The following is a 19,004-nucleotide window of genomic DNA, read 5'->3' as shown; positions in this document are numbered from 1 at the left end:
GCAGACCAGCTTTGAGCGCCTGAGATGACGGCACTAAGCACAAGAAAACAGATGTCAATGACATCATGTTCTTGATTTATATGGGAACGGCAATCAGCAATGTTATCGAGATGTTTGAGCATATATAGGTCAAAAGACAAAGAAAAAGTGACCTATTTGATCACATTGGCGGGATCAATCAAGCTATTTCTTATCTCATTGTTTTTAAGGGTTATGCATAAAAAGCGATCGAGTATGATCAGCCCCTGACCTTTCTCGCCGACTATCCACTCGTTGGCGCCTATGATGAAGATATTAGTTTCAAACCCGATACCTTATTTGGTATTCAATTCTCAGCGGATTTACTCGAAGGTTTATCTGCCACGGCACAGGTTGTTTCCCGCGGGGCTGATGACTTTTCGGCAAGTTTTGAATGGGCTTATCTGTCCTATGAGATCAATGATCATTGGACAGTACAAGGAGGTAAAAAACGCTTACCGCTCTACTATTACAGTGACTTTTTTGATGTTGGATATGCTTATCCTTGGATACGTCCACCCGCAGATAATTACACATGGCAAATATTTAACTACACAGGTGTCAGCGCCTTATATAACTATTTAATTGGCGACTGGACTATGTCTGGACAAGTTTATTACGGTAGCGAAGATAGCGAACCTAATAAGCTTTTATCTGATTTTTTCTTCCTCGAAAATACCCGAGAAGTATGGAAGGATATAGGCGGTATTGTTGTTCAATTCAATAAAGATTGGTTAGATATTCGCCTCACGCATATGCAATACACTAACGAACGTTATATTGGTGGTATTCAGCAGGAATGGAATGGTAGCAACCAACGTACGGGTAAGTTTTATGGCCTATCCGTTAATATAGATTATGAGAATTTCCTTTTTTTATCTGAGCTTAACCGCTTAGATCTCGATGGGAGTAATCTAGATACTTATCTTCTCTCGTTCGGCTATCGTATCGATTCAGTGATGCCTTACATTTCCTATTCGGACTTCAATGATGGTGAAGGCGGTGAAGTTCACCATACAAGTTCTGCAGGTATACGTTGGGATTTCCATCCTTCGGCGGCCTTTAAAATTCAGTATGATGACGTTAAAGATGACGGTGGCCCAGGTATGAAAGTCGCAGGGGATTCGAAATCCATCAGTCTTGGCATTGACTTAGTATTTTAGGAGAGAGAAATGAATAAGTTACTTTGCTTAATCCTACTCAGCTTAGTCTCAATGCCACTATTTGCTGGTGTGGTTGTCATCGTTCATCCCAGTAATGCAGACACTGTCGACCAAAAGGTTATTGAAAATATTTTTCTAGGGAAAACAAAGACCTTTCCTGGTGGAGCGCAGGCCGTGCCAGTCAATCTTGACAGTGCTATGCCCTTAAGGGAAACCTTTGATACTAAAGTGCTGGGCAAGTCATCCAGCCAACTTAAGTCATATTGGTCACAAAAAGTATTTACAGGCAAAGGAACGCCACCCAAGGAAGTCACTAGTGGGGCGGAGATGATAAAATTAGTTGCATCGAACCCTAATATTATTGGCTATATTGATAGTAGTGAGGCCAATGATTCGGTAAAAGTTATTGCCGAGTTTTAGATTGGAGTGCCGAGCTCGAGCTCGGCACAACTTGGGGGCAAGGGATGAATTTCTTTAATGATATTTCTATTTTTAAAAAAGTTATCGCGATATTTATTTTAGCAGTCATCATTTTCGCTTTAAACTTAAGCATTAGTGTCATCTCCATAAATAAAAATCGCACCACACTTAATTATATGGAGCAGCAAGTTTACCAAAGAGTTGAACTCGCCAATCAAAACGTGTTTTTTATCCAACGACTCGATGAACTTTACACTCAATCGGTTTCTTTTGCCGACGAAGACCTGTTAACAAATGCAGGTACTATGTATGAATCTTTACGTAAAAACCTACAATAATTAGATAGTGTCGATCCCTCACAAGCCAATAAACTCAGCAATCTATCCGCTAAATTAACCCGCTATAACGACATGACGATTAAGCTGGCTAAAGGCATGTTGGCGGGTACGATTGATATGGCAAACATTGGCCAGATCAGCCAAGAAAAATCCCAAGCCTATGAAGCTGTACTTAATGAAATACAAGATTACAAACAAAGCAAAGTACTCGAATTTAAACAATCAATAAAAGAAGCTGGCGACAGATCTGCGCAAAGTTTGTGGCTCACCCTCTCCATCGGCATCGCTTTGCTGATCGTGATGTTGATTGTCACTATTGCCATAGCACGCGCTATCAGCTCGTCTGCGCGTAATGTCGCCCAGTCACTGAGTGAGCTGGCCGATGGAAAAGGCGATCTTAGTCATCAGCTCAAAGTATCTGGTAGTGATGAACTCGGCCAAGTATCAAGTAACTTCAATCGATTTCTTCGCTTGCTCGGAGATTCTATTCGAAGGGTGGTGAATGTTACCGATCCCTTACTTGATAGCTCGCGCTCACTCAAACAGCGCATGGAAGATGCGACGCATGCCACCCAGCGGCAAAGCCATGATGCCAGCGCAGTACAAGTCTCAATGGAAGACATGCGTCACTCTGTAATCGAAATCTCGCAAAATGCCCGCCAAGCCGCCAGTGCCGCACAGGTCGCGGAGAAAGAAGCGATGCAAGGTATGACAGTCGTTCAGCGTACCATCGATATTTCACAGCAATTAAATACAGGAATTCAGGCGGCTTCTAACTCGATCAACGAGCTCGCCAGAGATACAGAAAATGTCACTTCTATCTTAAATGTGATTACCTCTATTGCCGAGCAAACCAACCTGTTGGCACTTAATGCCGCCATCGAAGCCGCCCGCGCGGGTGAGCAAGGACGAGGCTTTGCCGTAGTCGCTGATGAGGTTCGCGCTCTCGCCTCTAAAACAGCCGATGCAACCACTGAAATTCGCCATGTGTTACAAAACCTTAAAACGGCGGCCATTTCCTCGGTCAATACCATGAATGTGGCGATGTCGAAGTCATCGGAAAATGAAACCAATGCTCAAAATACAGGGAGTGCACTGAAATCAATTCAACAGCAGATTGTCAGTATCAATAGTATGAATAATCACATTGCCTCGGCAACGGAAGAGCAAGCCTCGGTTGCTTATCAAGTGGTCGATAACGTCGTCAATATGAATGCTTCATTTGAACAGACATTGCAAATTCTGTCGCAGGTTCGCAATGTTTCTGAGGGATTAGTCGATTTTGCCGATGAACTGAAAAACGCCACATCTCAATTCAAACTTTGACCATAGAGCATTATCGAAATGATTGCTCAACATAGAAAACCGGTATTGAGTTTACACTTAATACCGGTTTTTAATTCCTTAAAGCTTATCTTTTTGTACCACTTTATCCGTGTTAACTAAACGCTAAGAAGGGGGATACGCACAGCAATAAGCCTGTGATAATAATGATATACAGCGACACGCCCTTGTACTTATGTAATGCAGGTACTTGGTACACTAAATAAGCGGGGATCAAACAACCGACTAAACCAAAAATTGGACTACAAATCGACGTAAAGCTCAGCACTGGCGCATTCAACACAATCGCGCCCCAAGATAATAGAATGGTAAAAATCATAATGCCGTAACCCACAAGCTTTTTGTTGATACGATCTTCAGGCATATAACGGCGCAGCATGTTCATGGTCAAACCTTGGCAAGCTTCCCTAAAACCAAGATATACGCCAAAGTAAGCCGTCATCACCGCAAAAATATTCAAGGTTAAACTCAGCAATTTAAGTGTTTGTCCCTGCATACCTTGAGCAACCATAGCAAGAGCCGAGATATTTTCTTCCGATGCACGCACGGCCTGATCATGTCCCATTGCTAGGGTGAATGACACGGCATAAAAGAACACCACGACAAACAAGACGCCAAAGGCAATATTCATAGCGCGCATCGCTTTAAAGCGCGCTACCGCAAGGGATTTTTCCCGCGAACGGTATGAAATCACCATAGGGCTTAAACTTTGAATAAACAGAATCGATGTTAGCGTAAAAGGCAGCATAACGACCGCATCTTTTAACCAATCTCCCGTGGCTGGGATAGCACCGATATTATTGATATCCCATTTATCCACCATCAATAACCCTAACACGGCGACAACACCCAACTTAGTCAGTACCATAAAAGTAGAGATCTTAAACAAAAGATTCTCACCGCGGGAGGCTAAAGCAACAAGACCGCAGATCAAGGCTAAACCATAGAAAGGATTTTCTGACAATAACGTTTTGGTGACCCCAAAACTCTGCAAAAATGAAGCACTGTCGTTTGTGATGGCCGTTGAATAAACGAACACCCAAATGACCAACATGATGAAATACAAACCACCCAACAACATACCCCAGTTTTTACCTAAGTAACCCGAAATCACACTCGGGTAATCCTTACATTCTGGAGATTCTGCTAAGGTATTGATAAACAACCGTTGGAACATATACATGGCAGGATAGCCAATAATGCCAGACAGTAAGAAAACCCATAACCCCATCAAACCGACCTGCACAGGCAAGAATACGATCCCCGCGCCAATCGCCATTCCGATACTCATGATAATCCAGCCCCAATCCGTACTATCGAAGCAGGTATCTGCTTTCCACTGTGCAGCAGTAATTGTTGCATCCATCATTTCACCTTTACCTAGTTGGTATTATTTTGTGCAAATATATTTGAACAAAACAAACTCAGCAATCAAAATACTCAACTTTTGTTGAACAAAGAGTTAAAGCTCACAACTTGACTGAAAACGAGATAAATAGCGCACAAACCGCAGTGTAAAATGAAATTCATTAAAAAATAATTGCAATAAAACATAAAAATACAAATAATGTTGCACATACGCCGACCTAGGCATTCAATTTTATTTGCAAGTTGGAGAGACAATGAAAACCATTATTCACGCAGAACGTGCTCCCGCGGCCATTGGCCCTTATTCCCATGGCACAGCCTATGGCAACCTCATTTTTACCTCTGGCCAACTCCCTGTTTGTAAAAAGAAAGGCAGCGTAGTTGACGGTGGGATTACTGAGCAATCGATTCAATCATTAGAGAATCTCAAATACGTGCTCGAAGCGGGTGGTGGCAGCTTAGAAACGATTCTTAAAACCACTTGTTATCTTGCAGAGATCAGTGACTTTGCCGCCTTTAACGAAGTGTATAAAACCTATTTTAAAACCGACTGCCCAGCTCGTAGCTGTTTTGCAGTGAAGGACCTTCCGCTGGGCGTTAAAGTAGAAGTTGAAGCGATAGCACACGTTAAAATCTAAGCATTAACATAAGGTTGTAAGCTCATGAAACCCCAATGGCAGCAGTATATTCAAATCATTAAACAAGTGGTTAAGCCCGCATTAGGCTGCACAGAGCCCATCGCCGCCGCTTACGCCGCCGCCGTCGCCCGCGCCTTGCTGGGTGTTGAACCCGATTCAATAGCAGTACAAGTGTCTGACAATCTTTATAAAAACTCTATGGGCGTGTTTGTACCTGGCACTGGCAAAATCGGTCTGGCAATTGCCGCTGCAGCAGGTGCCATTGCGGGTAATCCGGATGCGGGCTTAGAAGTATTGGCCGTGATCACACCAGAACAAGTCGCTAGAGCACAGGCCCTTATCGATGCGGGCAAAGTGACGGTTGAGCGCACCGAAACAGCAGAATTTATCTATTGTTGTGTCATCGCGAAAAAAGGCGACCGCGAAGCCTTAGTAAAAATCTGTGGTGGCCATACGCTTATTGCCGAAAAGCGCCTCAACGGCGAATCCGTCTTTAGTGTCGATAGCACGCAAGCTAAAGCCACTGGTTCCATCTGTGAAGGCGTGGATATCACTATCGAGTCCATTTATCGCTTCGCCCAAGAAGTCCCCTTCGAAGAGATCAAATTCATCCTCGAAGCCTCTGAGCTAAACGGCAAATTATCCGATGAAGGCATGGCGAATCCCTATGGGCTTGAAGTCGGCCGCACCATGAAAAGCGGCATAGCCGCCGGCATTATCGGTGAAGACTTACTGAATAAAATCGTCATGTTAACTGCTGCAGCATCCGATGCTCGCATGGGCGGGGCGAACTTGCCCGCCATGAGTAATCTTGGCAGTGGCAATCAAGGCATAGCGGCAACTATCCCTGTGGTATTGACGGCACAATGTTATAAGGTTTCGGAAGAAAAACTCGCCCGCGCCTTGATTATGAGCCATCTAGGGGCGATTTATATCAAGTCCCATTATCCACCACTGTCGGCATTTTGTGGCAATACCGTCACCAGCGCAGCCGCTTCTATGGCCATGGTGTATTTAGCTGGTGGCTCATTCGAACAATCCTGTTTCGCGATTCAAAACGTGATCAGCGACAGCTCTGGCATGGTGTGTGACGGCGCTAAAGCGTCCTGCGCCATGAAGGTTAGCACTTCATCCAGTGCGGCCGTGCGCTCATTTTTGATGGCGCTCAGTAGTCACAATGTCTCAGGCCAAGGTATTATTGCTACCGATGTAGAGAAAACCATTAAAAACATTGGCAAAATGATCCTCAATGGCATGTCATCCACAGATGTCACTATTATCGATATTATGTCGGCATAATGATTTTAACCCGCTGAATATTGGCGGGTTAATAACTAAAGGTTGAAATTGTGAAACTGCAAGATTTAACGCAAAGTGATCTGGATATTCTGAAATCCATCGAAAATATCGTCGATGGCATCGCTGCCATGTATGGTCAACACACAGAAGTGGTATTGCACAGCCTAGATGCGAAACATCCGTCTGTGGTCAAAATTGCCAATGGCCATGTCACAGGCCGTGAAGTGGGTGCTCCAATAACCAACCTTGCCTTGCTCAAGCTCAAAACCGGTCAGGATATTTCCAACTCTTACCTGACTAAATGTGCCAATGGTAAGACGCTAAGATCAATTACGACGGTGATCCGTAACAGTAAAAATCAACCCATAGGGTTACTGTGTATTAACAGCGACATGGATGCACCACTGCAATCAGTACTCCGCACTATGATGCCAGAGCAACTCCTTGGCAGCGAACTTACCAGCTCGCCCGAAGTGTTTGCCCGCAATATTGATGAAGCGCTCCATAGCACTATCGACAGTGTGAACCATGAGGTTCGCGCGAATCCCGCGATTTCACCTTCACAAAAGAGTCGCGAAATCGTCAATCAATTGCATGAGTTAGGGATTTTCGAACTCAAGGACAGTGCCCAAGTCGCGGCCACTCGATTGGGGATTTCAGTGCATTCGATTTATCGCTATCTGCGGGAAATCAAAGCCAATCAAGCTTAAAGCGAGAAAAAACTCGCCTAAATAGAAAGGGCTAAGGTGTAAATAACCTTAGCCCTTTCTATTTATTATTTTTGCACTTGTGATTGCGCTTGTTATTGCGCAGCATGTCCGCTAAAGCCCATCATATTCCATGCCTGCACTGTGCCATCGGCCATTAAGGCAATGGCATCGAGCAAATTGCTGCGAATGTCGCGCATTTGGCTCAAATCAACGGCTTGTTTATCTAATGTTAACGCAGCCTCGCCTCCCATCCACACCGCAATCGAACCATCTTGGCGTTTAACCGTAAACCCTAAGCCTGTCGGGAAAATATCCGTTGCTTGGGTGATTTCAGTTTTGGGTCCAGAGTGGCCATCAACCACAGTGCCATCCTGTTTTAAAAAGGCAAACTCCCGCTCATAGGCCACCACTTTGCTCACCTGAGTGACTTCTTGATAACGTGGTTGCTTGTCTACCAAGTCCCAACCTTCCCAAACAATCGCGGTATTATCCCTGCGTAGCGCGACAAACCCCTCCTCAAAGGGATAAACCTTGTGCACTTTTTGCAACTTATCCTGTAGGACTGATGTATCGGCACCATTGAATTTACTGCCCCATACGTGCAGTTGACGACTGATGGTTAAGGCGGCAAACGCGCCACGATTTGCATAAATATCAATCACTTTATTGGCGCGTTTTGTAGTAGATAAACGAGCTGGAAACGCGACGTGATACTCAGTCAATTCGCCCTCATCCCAGGTATATACGCTGCCATCCGCCAGCAGCGCCGCAAACCCATGATCCGTGTTGACAACTTTCACGGCAGGCGCTAATTGGCTGAGTTTTGCCAGTTGTTCCCGGCCTTTTTGATCATCGTTGACCCCGCCCCAAGACACTAATTTTCCCGTCGCAGTCCTCGCAGTAAAAGCATTATTGTTGGCATAGAGCAGAACGACATGGTTAAGCTCAGAGGCTACGTGGCGACTATCGCCACCATAAGCGGCATCGCCCCAAGTCACTACTGCTCCCCCCAGCTTTAAGGCAGCAAAGGCACCTTTATTAATCAACACAAAATCAATATTGGTCATCGCAGGCGCAGCATATTGACCCGAGAGCAGTTCGGCTGGTGTTGAATCCAGATTAGACCAACTGACTACACTACCATCTTGTTTGATGGCCGCATAAAGCCCTTCTGCCAACACAAAAGAACGAACGCCTGTCAGCACTTGCTTCATCCCCATCCCCCAAGGGATAAGTTTGTCATCACGGGTTAAGGCCGCAAAACCACAGGTATTCTCCGCCGCGTATAACTCTTTTACATTGACCAGAGGCTCTGCGGCATTATTGATATCGCCACCACATTCAGCATCGCCCCATGCCACCACAGTACCGTCTTGCTTGAGTGCCGCAAATGCACTGAGATTACTGTAGATTTGACTCACTTGGGCTAACTGGGCAGGCATAGGGATTTTGGTAGAATCGTCGACCACCTCAAGATTGCTCGGGATGGACGTTAATGAATTATTCGCGGTGGATGGTGATCTGTGAGCCAAGATCGTGTCAGAAATTTGCTGTTTTAATTCGGGCGATATATCAGAATCCTGTTTATCTATGAGTAAGTTAACCACATGACCCAAAGCAAAAATCGCCAGCGCTACACCGCCCCACGAGACCTGTTTTTTATCCACAAGTATATCCTTATCGTAACTGCAAACTCTCACTGAGTTTAAACTGGAACATAACGTCGACTGAGTACGCTAAATGTGAACTGTGATTGTAACCAAAACAGGGCTAAAATGACATTGCCCTAAAGTCGAAAGCTGACCTGATTCAAGTAAGATGAGCATATGAGCAAAAAAATAAAAGCAGCGTATCTCGCTGCTTTTATTGAATATGATGTTGAGGTAACAAAGGGCTAATCTCTTTTGCCCACTTTCTCTAACCCCCAAACCAGTGCAATCGCCGCTAACATACACACAATGGCTAACATCAGTTGTGAAGGCTGACCCGTTACTTGCTCAAAATTAAGCGGGGAAATATTTTGCTCCAGCAAAGGTACTTGTTCGCCGTGGGAGTTGGTCCGCCAAGTTAAGATTTCTTTCCATGGCCAAATTTTACCTAAGGTACCTAACATTAATCCGGTTAGAAACACGATAGTGGCATCATGGTATTTACGCAGCAGCGCCGACAATAAATGGCTGAACGTCAGTAATCCCATCACGGCACCAGCAGCAAAACAGGCCAAAATATCCAGCTGAATATTTTTAGCAGCAGCGAGGACCACAGGATACAACCCTAACAATAATAAGATGAAACTGCCTGAAATCCCCGGCAATACCATAGCGCAAATCGCAATCGCGCCGCCGAAAAAGATATTCATGTAACTGGCTTCTACCGCGACCGGATTCAGCACAGTAATCGCCCATGCTGCCAGCACACCAAGCGCAAATAACCCTAAACGTGCCACAGTGAAACCACTCACTTGCTTAAGCATATGCACAACAGAGATAAGAATAAGCCCAAAAAAGAACGACCAGATCGGGATGGGATGTACCGCCAACAACCAAGAAATCAGCTTCGCAAAGGTAAAAATACTGGTCAGGATCCCCGCCAGCAGACTCACTAAAAAGCCACCATTAATATGGGCAAATGCTCCTTTTATGCCCTGCGACTTGATTACACCCCAAAGGGAAGGATTAATGCGTTTTACACTATCGAGCAAAGTATCGAGAATACCGGTAATAAACGCTATGGTGCCGCCCGAAACGCCAGGCACAACATCAGCAGCGCCCATGGCCATTCCCTTAAAATACGTCAGCAAATATTTCACTGTGAGTCCTTGTAGTTAAATCAACATGCCATTGCCGCTACACGACAAATTGGCCGCAATTATACGGTGTTACACTTAAAACCGCGAAATGAAGTTTACTTAATTAAGCCGACTGGTATTTGTTGTTATCCTAATGTTACACTCATCCGACCAGAGCAACCCAAGCTCAACTTGGAACAGGCTCAAGATAACAACACCCCTTTGCACCATTATTAAGGATGACCATGAGCCAGACAGACTCTTCTAGCACTGCAGAACAAAAACCTAATAAAGTGCTCGCGCTCTACCACAAAACTCGCCGTTATCCCTTCGGCCAAAAACTGTTTTCAATCATGGTTTCACGCATGGCGCCCTATTTCGGCACCATCAAACCACTGATCACTGAATTACGCCTTAATCATTGCGCCTGTTTAATTAAAAAACGCCATGCCGTTCATAATCATATAAAAACTGTGCATGTGATTGCGATTTGTAATGGTCTAGAAATGGCCATGGGCGTGATGGCCGAAGCCTCTATTCCAAAACATTTACGTTGGATACCTAAGGGCATGAGTTTGGATTATACGGCTAAAGCAGGCAGCGATATTTTATGTGTCGCCGAAGTGACCCCAGAGCAATGGACTCCTGGCGATATGCTGGTCCCCGTTACCGCCTACGACACCCAAGGAGTGGTTGTGGTGAAAGGACATATCAAATTGTGGATTTCAGAAAAACCGCAAAAATAAACGCTTTGAATCAAGACTTACACTTAATGTCAGCATTTAAAAAAGGGAGCTTCGCTCCCTTTACTTTTTAACCTTCAGCCGTATTTCGCAAAAACACTCGGTGAACTGAATTGCGCGGCGCCTTGCTCGCTCACGTTTAAGTACGAACTGTTAGATACGAGCTTTTAAAATCCCAGCCCTATCGCAATATAGCTGCACAGTTATGCAAAATATTAAGCGAAATGGCTTGCGGTAAATTGCTCAATTAAACGGATAAAGTCGGCTTCAGCAAGCTTGGCACATTTTAAGGTTTGTTCATGGGATAACTGCACGTCCCCCAACCCTTCTGCCATATTGGTAATGGCACACACAGCCAACACGGGCAAACCACAATGCGCCGCCGAAATCACTTCTGGCACTACGGACATCCCCACTACATCGCCACCGATGATTTGCATCATGCGGATTTCAGCCGCGGTTTCAAAACACGGGCCAGAGTAAGACACAAAGACCCCTTGATTCACTTCAATGCCTGCGGTTTTTGCGACACTTAAGGCTTCTGATCTCAGGTTTTTATCATAAGCATTGGCTAGGCTAAAAAAGCGTGGACCGTAGTTATCATCATTTGCGCCCGTCATGGGCGTACCCGGCATAGTATTAATGTGATCGCTGAAAATCACTAATGATCCCACGCCGATCCGCTCTGGCCGTAATGACCCCGCAGCGTTAGTCACGAGTAACAATTCACACCCTAAACGTTTGAAAGTACGCACAGGCGTCGTCATCACCTTCATGCTTTGGTGCTCGTAAAAATGCCCGCGGCCTTTCATGCACACTATATCGATGCCATGTAAGCTGCCGAGCACGAGCTCTCCAGAGTGGCCGACGACGGTACTCACAGGAAAACCGTCTAACTCTTCATAGGGGATCACTACTTTGTTATCTAAATTATCGGCAAACGCACCAAGCCCTGAGCCCAAAATCATAGCAGCACGGGGAGAGAAATTCGGTTTACGGGCTCGAATCGTCGCAAGGGCATTAATAACAGGATCATGGCTCATACAAGGTACCTCATAGCAAAGGAATGAAAGAGTAAGCGACCCTCAGTATAAGCGGGCTTAGGGTTGCAAATAATCGCGATTAACCGCACTATTGTGCTGATAAAAAGGACAATAACTAGAAAATGGTGAGCCTGAGATGAGCAAGATAAACGCACCTGAACTCGTCACCTTGAAGATGCTGCGGTATTTCCATCGAGTGGCTGAAGTGAAAAACTTCACCGCTGCCGCCGAGCAACTGCATTTATCGAAATCTCCGCTGAGTGCACAAATCAAAGAGCTAGAATCGCTCCTTGGCGTTGAGCTATTCACCCGCAGCACTCGTCAGGTCGAACTCACGCCCTATGGCCAATTGTTAAGAGAGAAGTGCGAGCAAATATTCGAACTGGTGAATATCTCATTGGAACAAGTGGCTCAGCTTGGGCGACTCGATAGAAACCATATTCGGATTGGCATCATGAGCTCGCTGTTTTGGATGGGATTTGGTGACATACTGAAAAGCTTTCGTAAGCAATGCCCTAATAATGAGCTGATATTTCAAGAGTTATCACCCGAAACTCAAAAAGTCGCCTTAGCACATCAAGAAATCGATTTTGGCCTAGTGCGCTACGCCGATACCTTAAATTTGCCGCACCTTCTCGCCGAAACCATCACCAGCGAACCTATGGTGTTAGCACTGGCAAGTAAGCATCCCTTAGCGAGACGCAAAAGCATCGACTTGAGTGAACTCAAAGATGAGCCTTTTACCTTACTCAGCCGTGCCAATTCCGCCTCTAGCGATTTGATTATCGCCAGCTGTCAGGCCGCAGGATTTATGCCGCAATTAGTACAGGAAATGGTCGAGCCCAATAGCTTGATGGCCATCATCGCTGCCGATAACAGGGTATCCATAGTGCCGCAAAGTTATGCTTCACAACCTTGGCCTAGGGTAAAGTTTATTAAGTTAAAACAAACCATCTCCGCCGATATCTGCCTGATTTATCGGCCAGAAATGGCTTCGCTGCCAATTCTCGATAGCCTGAGGGACTTATTGAAGCAACAAATCAAAACCATTTAGATTGTCTCCCAAACGAGTGCTATGCTGAGTGCAATACTCAGGGTTCATATTTTAAGGATATCAAGATGGATGAATTTTTAGCGGCAGCCATTGAAGAAGCTAAGCAAGGACTCGCCGAGGGCGGCATCCCCATTGGTTCGGTATTAGTGATCGATGGCAAAATCGTCGGGCGCGGCCACAATAAACGGGTACAAAAAGGCAGTTCAGTACTGCATGCCGAAATGGATTGTCTCGAAAATGCCGGCCGATTTAGCGCCGCCGAGTACCAAAGGGCGACCTTGTATTCCACCCTATCGCCCTGCGATATGTGCAGCGGCGCAGTATTACTTTATGGCATACCAAAAGTCATCGTCGGTGAAAACGCTACCTTCCAAGGGCCAGAAGCCTATGTAAAATCCCGCGGCGTGGATGTCACTGTGGTCGATAATGCCGAGTGCAAACAATTGATGCAGGACTTTATCGCCAGTAATCCCACACTCTGGAACGAAGATATCGGCGAGTAATGGTTCGACAGTCTTCTCAATCCGTTTTTGCTTTTTTGTATTTCACTTTTTACGTTGGCGCTATTTCACTTTCTACCTTTCCTGTATTTTACTTTTTGTGTTGGCTGTATTTCATTGGGGGCTAGCGCCTGCTAGGCTAGCCCTCCCAAATTCCAGTGAAAAGTGAAACATGTCTACTAGCGAAAGGAACTCAGCTAACGTGTCAGCAAACTTACCTAAAGACCCTTGGTCAAGATCAGACTCCACGCAGCCTGTTGTAATGACGATACCCGCACAGCGTAATGCCAACCTCGATGCTATTCGCGGCTTAGCCGTGTTGGGGATATTTTTTATGAATATCTATTTTATGGGCATTACTTTTTTTGGCTATGCGCCCCATGAAACACAGCCGCTGTCGGATCACATTATCAAAGTGTTCAGTAACTTTTTCATCGAGGCACGCTTTATCAGTCTGTTTTCCATCTTGTTTGGTGTCGGGCTTTTTATTCAATATCAGCGATTTAGCGCCAAAGGCCTAGAAGCTTATTCCCTACTGCGATCACGTTTAAAATGGTTAATTGTATTTGGCCTACTCCACGGCATTTTTATTTGGTCAGGTGATATTTTATTCACCTATGGCATCAGCGGATTTTTAGCTTTGTGTTACAAAGATTTAAGTGTTGAAGCCCTTAAGCGCAAAGCGAATATTTTTATTTTAAGCGCCTTAGTTATCATTACGCTGGTTAGCCTTACGGGCAGCGATGAACCTTTCACTCGAGAATCGAGTCTATTTGCAGAGCAATACAGTGCATGGACCTCTGGCTATGCCGACCAACTATTACAGCAATTGATGCAAGTTGGCTATATGGCACTGGTGATCCCTTTTACCATAATGTGGTTTACAGCTGGCTTGATGTTGCTCGGCATGGCCTTGTATCAACAGGGGACTTTTGAGCGGGGTTTTAGCAAATCGGTACTGGTAAAGTTAGTGCTAGCAAGCGTAACGCTATCACTGCTTGATACCATCTTAGGTTTAACGAAAAATACCATTCTCGTTGCGTTTTCAGATGTGTTAATCATGCTAAGTGCTATTCCTATGGCGCTGATTTACATCCACATTATAGTTAAGGTTTGCCAGAATAATCCTAATATACTGACTCCGCTGCAAAATGTTGGCAAACTCGCGTTTAGTCTCTATATTCTGCAATCCATCGTTGGCGTGTTAGTGTTTAGACACTTAGCTCCCGAATTGCTATTGAGCTTAGATAGATGGGGATACATGGCCATGGCGCTGGTTTATTCAGTAGTGCAATTACTGTTAGCCAGCGTGTACTTACGCTATTTCAAGCAAGGGCCGCTGGAGAAACTTTGGCGCCACCTCGCGTTTAAAAAATACACGGCATCATAAGAGCATAAGCAAGCTTAAAAACACTGACACGAGATTGATACCAGATAATGACAAACAAAAAACCGGCCAAAACGGGCAACAGCGCTTCACCTCAAACCAATCGTTCTCAAAAGAGTCGAGCACAAAGCGGTCGCGCTCAAAAATCCAATACAGCCGCTTCAGGCTCAAGCCTTATGCCGCTGTTATTGGTGGTGATTTTTCTTGCTGGCTTAATCGGCGCAGCGCAGCAACATATGCTGCCAGTCGGGATTGCAGCCATGTACCTCACACTAAGCCTGCTCACCTTTATCGCCTATGCCATCGATAAATCCGCCGCTAAACGTAATAAATGGCGCACTAAAGAAAGCACATTACATCTGCTCGCTCTCATGGGCGGTTGGCCCGGCGCTCTATTTGCCCAAAACCTGTTAAGACACAAGTCCATTAAAGCCTCATTTAGAAACGTCTTTTGGCTCACCGTTGTCGCTAACTTAGCCGTGCTGGGTTATGGCATAAAAACCGGCGCCGTAGATATGTTTATCTAATGCTCTTATTTAAGAGCTTTTATACAAAGGCTTTTATATGAGGCGCCTTATCTAAGAATCGCCATCTGAGGGTGGCACTCTAAGCAGCATGAGTTGCGGCATCGATCAACTGCTCAACCACAGACAACGCCAACAGTGCTGACTGAGTGTCACCTTTTAGTTGCGCCGACACTATCGCACCCTCTTTGAGTAAACCTATTGCCGCAACGAGAAATTGGGTCTTGGCTTCTGGCAAGCCCAATGCCGATACTTGCTGTTCAATTAAACTCGCCACTCGCTGTTTATGCAGGGCGCAGAGTTGGTGCACAGGATGACTCGGCTCAGTAAATTCGGCGCTGACATTGATAAAAAAACAGCCGCGAAACTCACACAGTTGCGGCACTCTTTGATTAAACCAATCATCGAGCGCGATAAATAACCCACCAATGCCCTCCCGTCCCGCTGGCAATGCGTTCACTCGCTCGCTAAGCCATTGATAAAATACCTCATCACGATAGCGAACCACGGCTTCAACTAACTCATCTTTACTGGCAAAGTGGTGGTACAGGGTCTTTTTGGCAATTGCCGATTCCTGCAAAATCTGGTTAATCCCCACCCCATGCACACTTTGAAAATAAAACAGTTTAAATGCGGTAGTGACCAATTGCTGCCGTTTATCCGATGGCGTACCTGTCTGAATCTCAGTGCCCTGCATCAACTCACTCCTCTTCTTTGGTAAACATTCGTTAGCAAATTTTAGCTAACAAATATGAGTCCTATCTTCTCATGAGTAGACAAGTCAGTCTACCCGTGAGAACATCTATACAGGTAGACAAATCTATCTACTTCGGTAACTAAATTAAGTTAATAGTGAAATCAAGAGTGAACACGGAACACCACAGCATGTTAGCAGCGATGGTTTTCTGAGCATTCACGTCCACAATTCATTATCAAAATAAGGGCTTAACACAAGCCATTAATAGGAGAGAAGATGCAAAGAATCAATCCACAGAATCTAAAGATGGCCTTGCTCGCAGGGTGTGGAGCCACGTTGTGTATCAGTAGTTTAGCGACGCTTGAACAGCTAACACCGCAAACCATTTGGTTGATGGCCCCCTTTGGTGCCACTATGGTGTTGTTGTTTGCCTTGCCAGAAAGTCCGCTCGCTCAACCGAGAAACATTCTCTGCGGCCACTTACTCACGAGTTTGGTTGGACTGATAATTCTAAATACTTTAGGAGTCTCCCCGCTAGCCTTAGGGCTTGCGGTCGGATTAGGCATAGCGGTGATGATGCTAACCCATACTGTGCATCCACCCGCGGGAGCGAATCCTCTGGTCGTTATGCTCACGGCGCAGCACTGGGATTTTCTGTATATGCCCGTCGCCAGTGGTGTTGCGCTCATTCTGGCTTTTGGTTGGCTGTATCACAACTTACTTTGCCGCCGGCAATACCCACAAAAGTGGTTTTAATCATTCATCGCCAATAAAAAAGGGCAATTTTAAATTGCCCTACACTTTACTCTAAAATGCAAAATTGGCTGTCATTTTGCCTTTAGAACCAGCTCAACGCGATACTGATAATCACGCCTGTGATCATCAACTGCATTAAACAAAATCCCATAATATCCCGCGCTTTTAAGCCCGCAATTGCCAGCACGGGCAGTGCCCAGAAAGGTTGAATAAGGTTAGTCCAGGCATCACCCCAAGCTACGGCCATAGCTACCCGAGCAACATCAGCACCTAAAGCCTGTGCGGCGGGTAACATAATCGGCGCCTGCACGGCCCATTGGCCACCTCCCGATGGTACAAAAATATTCACAATTCCTGCACTGATAAAGCTCCAAAATGGCAGGCTCTCGGCGCTAGCGATGGCCACAAAACCTTCCGAAATACTTTGGGCTAAACCCGACTGCACCATCACAGCCATAATGCCCGCATAAAAGGGAAATTGGATAACAATCCCTGCGCCGCCCTTAATGGCCTCATTCAAGCTGGTTAATAAACTGCGTGGTGTTTGATGTAAAAGGATGGCGAGGAACAGGAATAAGAAGTTCACTAAATTGAGGTTTAAGCTGCCGCCCTGCACCCAAAAGTAATAACCTAAGTATACAAGCCCAGCGCCACCGACGCTCCAGCCGAGTAAACGACTATTTTCTAACTTATCCGCGGGACGGCTTTCAGGCTGACGCTCGCTCATATTTGCAGGGTTAAGCTCTAACGCCGAAGAATCAAGTTCGGCGTCTTTGTCATCAAGGGCGCTTGGGTCAACATAAACACTGTCCTTATCTTCAGGCAACATAAAGCGATTCACTAAGGGCATGACCACAAACAGAATTGCCACTAACAATAAATTATAACTCGCGAAAATGGTGTCACTGGTGGGGATGATACCGATTTGCGATTCAGAGAAATGCCCCACCGTCGCTATGGTTAATGGGATCGAACCCGCAAGCCCACCATGCCAAACCACAAAGCCCGAATAGGCGCTGGCGACCAGCAGCCGATAATCCACTTTTACTTTGCGAGCTAAGGCTTTGGCAAATAACGCGCCCACCACTAGCCCAAAACCCCAGTTAATCCAACTGGCGGCCAGTGACACCAAAGTCACTAAAATAATGGCTTGTGGTGCCGATTTAGCGAATCCTGCAATCGCATCGAGCAGCTTTTTAATCGGCGGGGAGCTTGCCAACATAAATCCTGCCACCAGCACTAACAGCATCTGCATCGAAAAACTTAACAGCGTCCAAAAGCCATCACCCCAATAATTGATGACTTCCAGCGGGGTTTTATGTTCGGCAACCACAGCAGCAATTAATACGACTAAGGTAAGTAAAAGCACGAAAATATAAGGATCGGGTAGATATCGGTCGACGAGTTTGACCAGAGGTTTTGCCGCTTTGTTTAACATAGACTTTCCTTGTTTATTATCTGAATTTTAGTTCTTATTTGTTTTTATTGAATTTTTATTGAGTCTTAAGCCCACAGATTAAGCGATCTCTAAAGCAGGATAAAGTCTTGAAGGAGTTTTTAACGGTTTGAACTGGTAGCACCAGATATCCAGCTCAACGCACACGCGAGTGCCGATAGCATCTGATGCTAAAAAACTGATAATATGGCAAAAATTAACTAAGGTGCTCTTTATATGAAAATGTTACTTGCCGTTGTGGTGATTGCTGGGGTGATTTTTTACTTCTTTACCTCGATGAACGGCCAAAAAGCCGCCCAAGAAAATATCCGTTTAGGCAATGAGTTTTTAACACAAAACAAAACCAAAGAAGGTGTGATCACCACAGCTTCAGGTTTGCAATATCAAGTATTAACTCAGGGCGATGGCACAGTTCATCCTAAAGCCAGCGATACAGTGACAGTCCATTATCATGGCACTTTGATTGACGGTACTGTGTTTGACAGTTCGGTTGATCGCGGCGAACCCATCGCATTTCCGCTTAATCGGGTGATTAAAGGTTGGACCGAGGGCGTACAACTTATGGTTGTTGGCGATAAAATGCGGTTTTTTATTCCCAGTGAACTCGCCTACGGTAACCGTAGCACGGGCAAGATTGGTGGTGGTTCTGTGTTAATTTTTGATGTGGAACTGCTTAAGATTGATTAAATCAGTCTTCAATGAGCCTAATTGCGTCATAAAAAGCCCTGCATTATCGCAGGGCTTTTTGTCTCTATAAC

At 45.4% G+C, this 19,004-nt stretch carries 18 protein-coding genes and 2 pseudogenes; 13 read left to right on the top strand and 7 right to left on the bottom strand.

The features are described 5' to 3' along the window. A partial coding sequence (locus L5M71_RS21425) for a transposase family protein (RefSeq protein WP_263209717.1) occupies positions 1-122 on the bottom strand: 122 nt, incomplete at its 3' end. Between the two features lie 108 nt (positions 123-230). Here L5M71_RS21425 and L5M71_RS21420 point away from each other — a divergent pair. The 3 genes and pseudogenes from L5M71_RS21420 to L5M71_RS21405 all read left to right on the top strand — a co-directional run. Continuing rightward, positions 231-1,181, top strand: a pseudogene (locus L5M71_RS21420) (porin); the annotation flags it as partial. A gap of 9 nt (positions 1,182-1,190) precedes the next feature. After that, entirely contained in the window at positions 1,191-1,601 is a 411-nt protein-coding gene (locus tag L5M71_RS21415) for a phosphate ABC transporter substrate-binding protein (RefSeq protein WP_105251847.1), read from the top strand. Positions 1,602-1,645: 44 nt separating this feature from the next. Further along, positions 1,646-3,265 (top strand): annotated as a pseudogene (locus L5M71_RS21405) (methyl-accepting chemotaxis protein). A gap of 112 nt (positions 3,266-3,377) precedes the next feature. On the opposite strand, the gene L5M71_RS21400 reads toward L5M71_RS21405, so the two are convergent. Continuing rightward, complete coding sequence (locus L5M71_RS21400) at positions 3,378-4,649, bottom strand: amino acid permease (protein ID WP_263209688.1); 1,272 nt, start codon at positions 4,647-4,649, stop codon at positions 3,378-3,380. Positions 4,650-4,905: 256 nt separating this feature from the next. Between L5M71_RS21400 and L5M71_RS21395 the strand changes: the two genes are divergently transcribed. From L5M71_RS21395 to L5M71_RS21385, 3 genes are read left to right on the top strand one after another with little or no spacing between them, the layout of a single operon-like run. Next, entirely contained in the window at positions 4,906-5,289 is a 384-nt protein-coding gene (locus L5M71_RS21395; RefSeq protein ID WP_173243577.1) for a RidA family protein, read from the top strand. 24 nt (positions 5,290-5,313) lie between these two features. Further along, the gene (locus L5M71_RS21390; protein ID WP_105251844.1) at positions 5,314-6,588 is read left to right on the top strand and encodes a serine dehydratase subunit alpha family protein; all 1,275 of its coding nucleotides are present in this window, start codon (positions 5,314-5,316) and stop codon (positions 6,586-6,588) included. Between the two features lie 50 nt (positions 6,589-6,638). Then, the gene (locus tag L5M71_RS21385; protein WP_113939392.1) at positions 6,639-7,298 is read left to right on the top strand and encodes a transcriptional regulator; all 660 of its coding nucleotides are present in this window, start codon (positions 6,639-6,641) and stop codon (positions 7,296-7,298) included. 92 nt (positions 7,299-7,390) lie between these two features. On the opposite strand, the gene L5M71_RS21380 is transcribed toward L5M71_RS21385, so the two are convergent. Together L5M71_RS21380 and L5M71_RS21375 are read right to left on the bottom strand one after the other, a co-directional pair. Further along, on the bottom strand, positions 7,391-8,965 hold the full coding sequence (locus L5M71_RS21380; RefSeq protein ID WP_263209682.1) for a hypothetical protein: 1,575 nt from the start codon (positions 8,963-8,965) through the stop codon (positions 7,391-7,393). 227 nt (positions 8,966-9,192) lie between these two features. Continuing rightward, positions 9,193-10,107, bottom strand: a complete 915-nt coding sequence (locus L5M71_RS21375) for a DUF368 domain-containing protein (protein WP_028761321.1) — start codon at positions 10,105-10,107, stop codon at positions 9,193-9,195. A gap of 224 nt (positions 10,108-10,331) precedes the next feature. On the opposite strand from L5M71_RS21375, the gene L5M71_RS21370 reads away from it, so the two are divergent. Beyond that, entirely contained in the window at positions 10,332-10,832 is a 501-nt protein-coding gene (locus L5M71_RS21370) for a hotdog fold domain-containing protein (protein ID WP_198573750.1), read from the top strand. Between the two features lie 212 nt (positions 10,833-11,044). Here the strand turns inward: L5M71_RS21370 and xapA are convergent, their stop codons facing one another. Then, the gene (gene xapA / locus L5M71_RS21365; protein WP_263209680.1) at positions 11,045-11,872 is read right to left on the bottom strand and encodes a xanthosine phosphorylase; all 828 of its coding nucleotides are present in this window, start codon (positions 11,870-11,872) and stop codon (positions 11,045-11,047) included. A gap of 136 nt (positions 11,873-12,008) precedes the next feature. On the opposite strand from xapA, the gene L5M71_RS21360 reads away from it, so the two are divergent. The 4 genes from L5M71_RS21360 (at position 12,009) to L5M71_RS21345 (ending at position 15,340) form a co-directional block, all read left to right on the top strand. Beyond that, positions 12,009-12,926, top strand: a complete 918-nt coding sequence (locus L5M71_RS21360) for a LysR family transcriptional regulator (protein WP_263209678.1) — start codon at positions 12,009-12,011, stop codon at positions 12,924-12,926. A 65-nt stretch (positions 12,927-12,991) separates the two neighbouring features. Further along, a complete protein-coding gene (locus L5M71_RS21355; RefSeq protein ID WP_028761325.1) occupies positions 12,992-13,429 on the top strand; it encodes a nucleoside deaminase in 438 nt (145 codons plus the stop codon). 199 nt (positions 13,430-13,628) lie between these two features. Further along, positions 13,629-14,816 carry a DUF418 domain-containing protein gene (locus L5M71_RS21350; protein ID WP_263209676.1) on the top strand — a complete coding sequence of 396 codons (1,188 nt, stop codon included), beginning with the start codon at positions 13,629-13,631 and terminating at the stop codon, positions 14,814-14,816. A 47-nt stretch (positions 14,817-14,863) separates the two neighbouring features. Continuing rightward, positions 14,864-15,340, top strand: a complete 477-nt coding sequence (locus L5M71_RS21345) for a DUF1294 domain-containing protein (protein ID WP_263209674.1) — start codon at positions 14,864-14,866, stop codon at positions 15,338-15,340. Positions 15,341-15,419: 79 nt separating this feature from the next. Here the strand turns inward: L5M71_RS21345 and L5M71_RS21340 are convergent, their stop codons facing one another. Then, positions 15,420-16,034 (bottom strand): TetR/AcrR family transcriptional regulator, encoded by a 615-nt coding sequence (locus tag L5M71_RS21340; protein WP_263209672.1) that lies wholly within the window; start codon positions 16,032-16,034, stop codon positions 15,420-15,422. Between the two features lie 276 nt (positions 16,035-16,310). Between L5M71_RS21340 and L5M71_RS21335 the strand changes: the two genes are divergently transcribed. Continuing rightward, positions 16,311-16,790 carry an HPP family protein gene (locus L5M71_RS21335; RefSeq protein WP_131523614.1) on the top strand — a complete coding sequence of 160 codons (480 nt, stop codon included), beginning with the start codon at positions 16,311-16,313 and terminating at the stop codon, positions 16,788-16,790. 82 nt (positions 16,791-16,872) lie between these two features. On the opposite strand, the gene L5M71_RS21330 is transcribed toward L5M71_RS21335, so the two are convergent. Next, positions 16,873-18,228, bottom strand: coding sequence for a short-chain fatty acid transporter (locus L5M71_RS21330; protein WP_263209670.1), 1,356 nt, complete (start codon positions 18,226-18,228; stop codon positions 16,873-16,875). 234 nt (positions 18,229-18,462) lie between these two features. Here L5M71_RS21330 and L5M71_RS21325 point away from each other — a divergent pair, with 234 nt between their 5' ends. Next, the gene (locus tag L5M71_RS21325; protein WP_028761331.1) at positions 18,463-18,933 is read left to right on the top strand and encodes an FKBP-type peptidyl-prolyl cis-trans isomerase; all 471 of its coding nucleotides are present in this window, start codon (positions 18,463-18,465) and stop codon (positions 18,931-18,933) included. Positions 18,934-19,004: the final 71 nt, after the last annotated feature.

The organism is Shewanella sp. SW1, from assembly GCF_025653545.1.
Lineage (GTDB): Bacteria > Pseudomonadota > Gammaproteobacteria > Enterobacterales > Shewanellaceae > Shewanella > Shewanella oncorhynchi.
The sequence above is the reverse complement of the archived record's forward strand: the minus strand, read 5'-3'. Positions and strand labels throughout refer to the sequence as shown.

Coding starts and splice junctions, on each gene's coding strand:
- L5M71_RS21415 (WP_105251847.1), top strand. CDS start 1,191: ATGAATAAGTTACTTTGCTTAATCCTACTCAGCTTAGTCTCAATGCCA.
- L5M71_RS21325 (WP_028761331.1), top strand. CDS start 18,463: ATGAAAATGTTACTTGCCGTTGTGGTGATTGCTGGGGTGATTTTTTAC.
- L5M71_RS21390 (WP_105251844.1), top strand. CDS start 5,314: ATGAAACCCCAATGGCAGCAGTATATTCAAATCATTAAACAAGTGGTT.
- L5M71_RS21395 (WP_173243577.1), top strand. CDS start 4,906: ATGAAAACCATTATTCACGCAGAACGTGCTCCCGCGGCCATTGGCCCT.
- L5M71_RS21360 (WP_263209678.1), top strand. CDS start 12,009: ATGAGCAAGATAAACGCACCTGAACTCGTCACCTTGAAGATGCTGCGG.
- L5M71_RS21335 (WP_131523614.1), top strand. CDS start 16,311: ATGCAAAGAATCAATCCACAGAATCTAAAGATGGCCTTGCTCGCAGGG.
- L5M71_RS21340 (WP_263209672.1), bottom strand. CDS start 16,034: ATGCAGGGCACTGAGATTCAGACAGGTACGCCATCGGATAAACGGCAG.
- L5M71_RS21355 (WP_028761325.1), top strand. CDS start 12,992: ATGGATGAATTTTTAGCGGCAGCCATTGAAGAAGCTAAGCAAGGACTC.
- xapA (WP_263209680.1), bottom strand. CDS start 11,872: ATGAGCCATGATCCTGTTATTAATGCCCTTGCGACGATTCGAGCCCGT.
- L5M71_RS21400 (WP_263209688.1), bottom strand. CDS start 4,649: ATGGATGCAACAATTACTGCTGCACAGTGGAAAGCAGATACCTGCTTC.
- L5M71_RS21330 (WP_263209670.1), bottom strand. CDS start 18,228: ATGTTAAACAAAGCGGCAAAACCTCTGGTCAAACTCGTCGACCGATAT.
- L5M71_RS21370 (WP_198573750.1), top strand. CDS start 10,332: ATGAGCCAGACAGACTCTTCTAGCACTGCAGAACAAAAACCTAATAAA.
- L5M71_RS21345 (WP_263209674.1), top strand. CDS start 14,864: ATGACAAACAAAAAACCGGCCAAAACGGGCAACAGCGCTTCACCTCAA.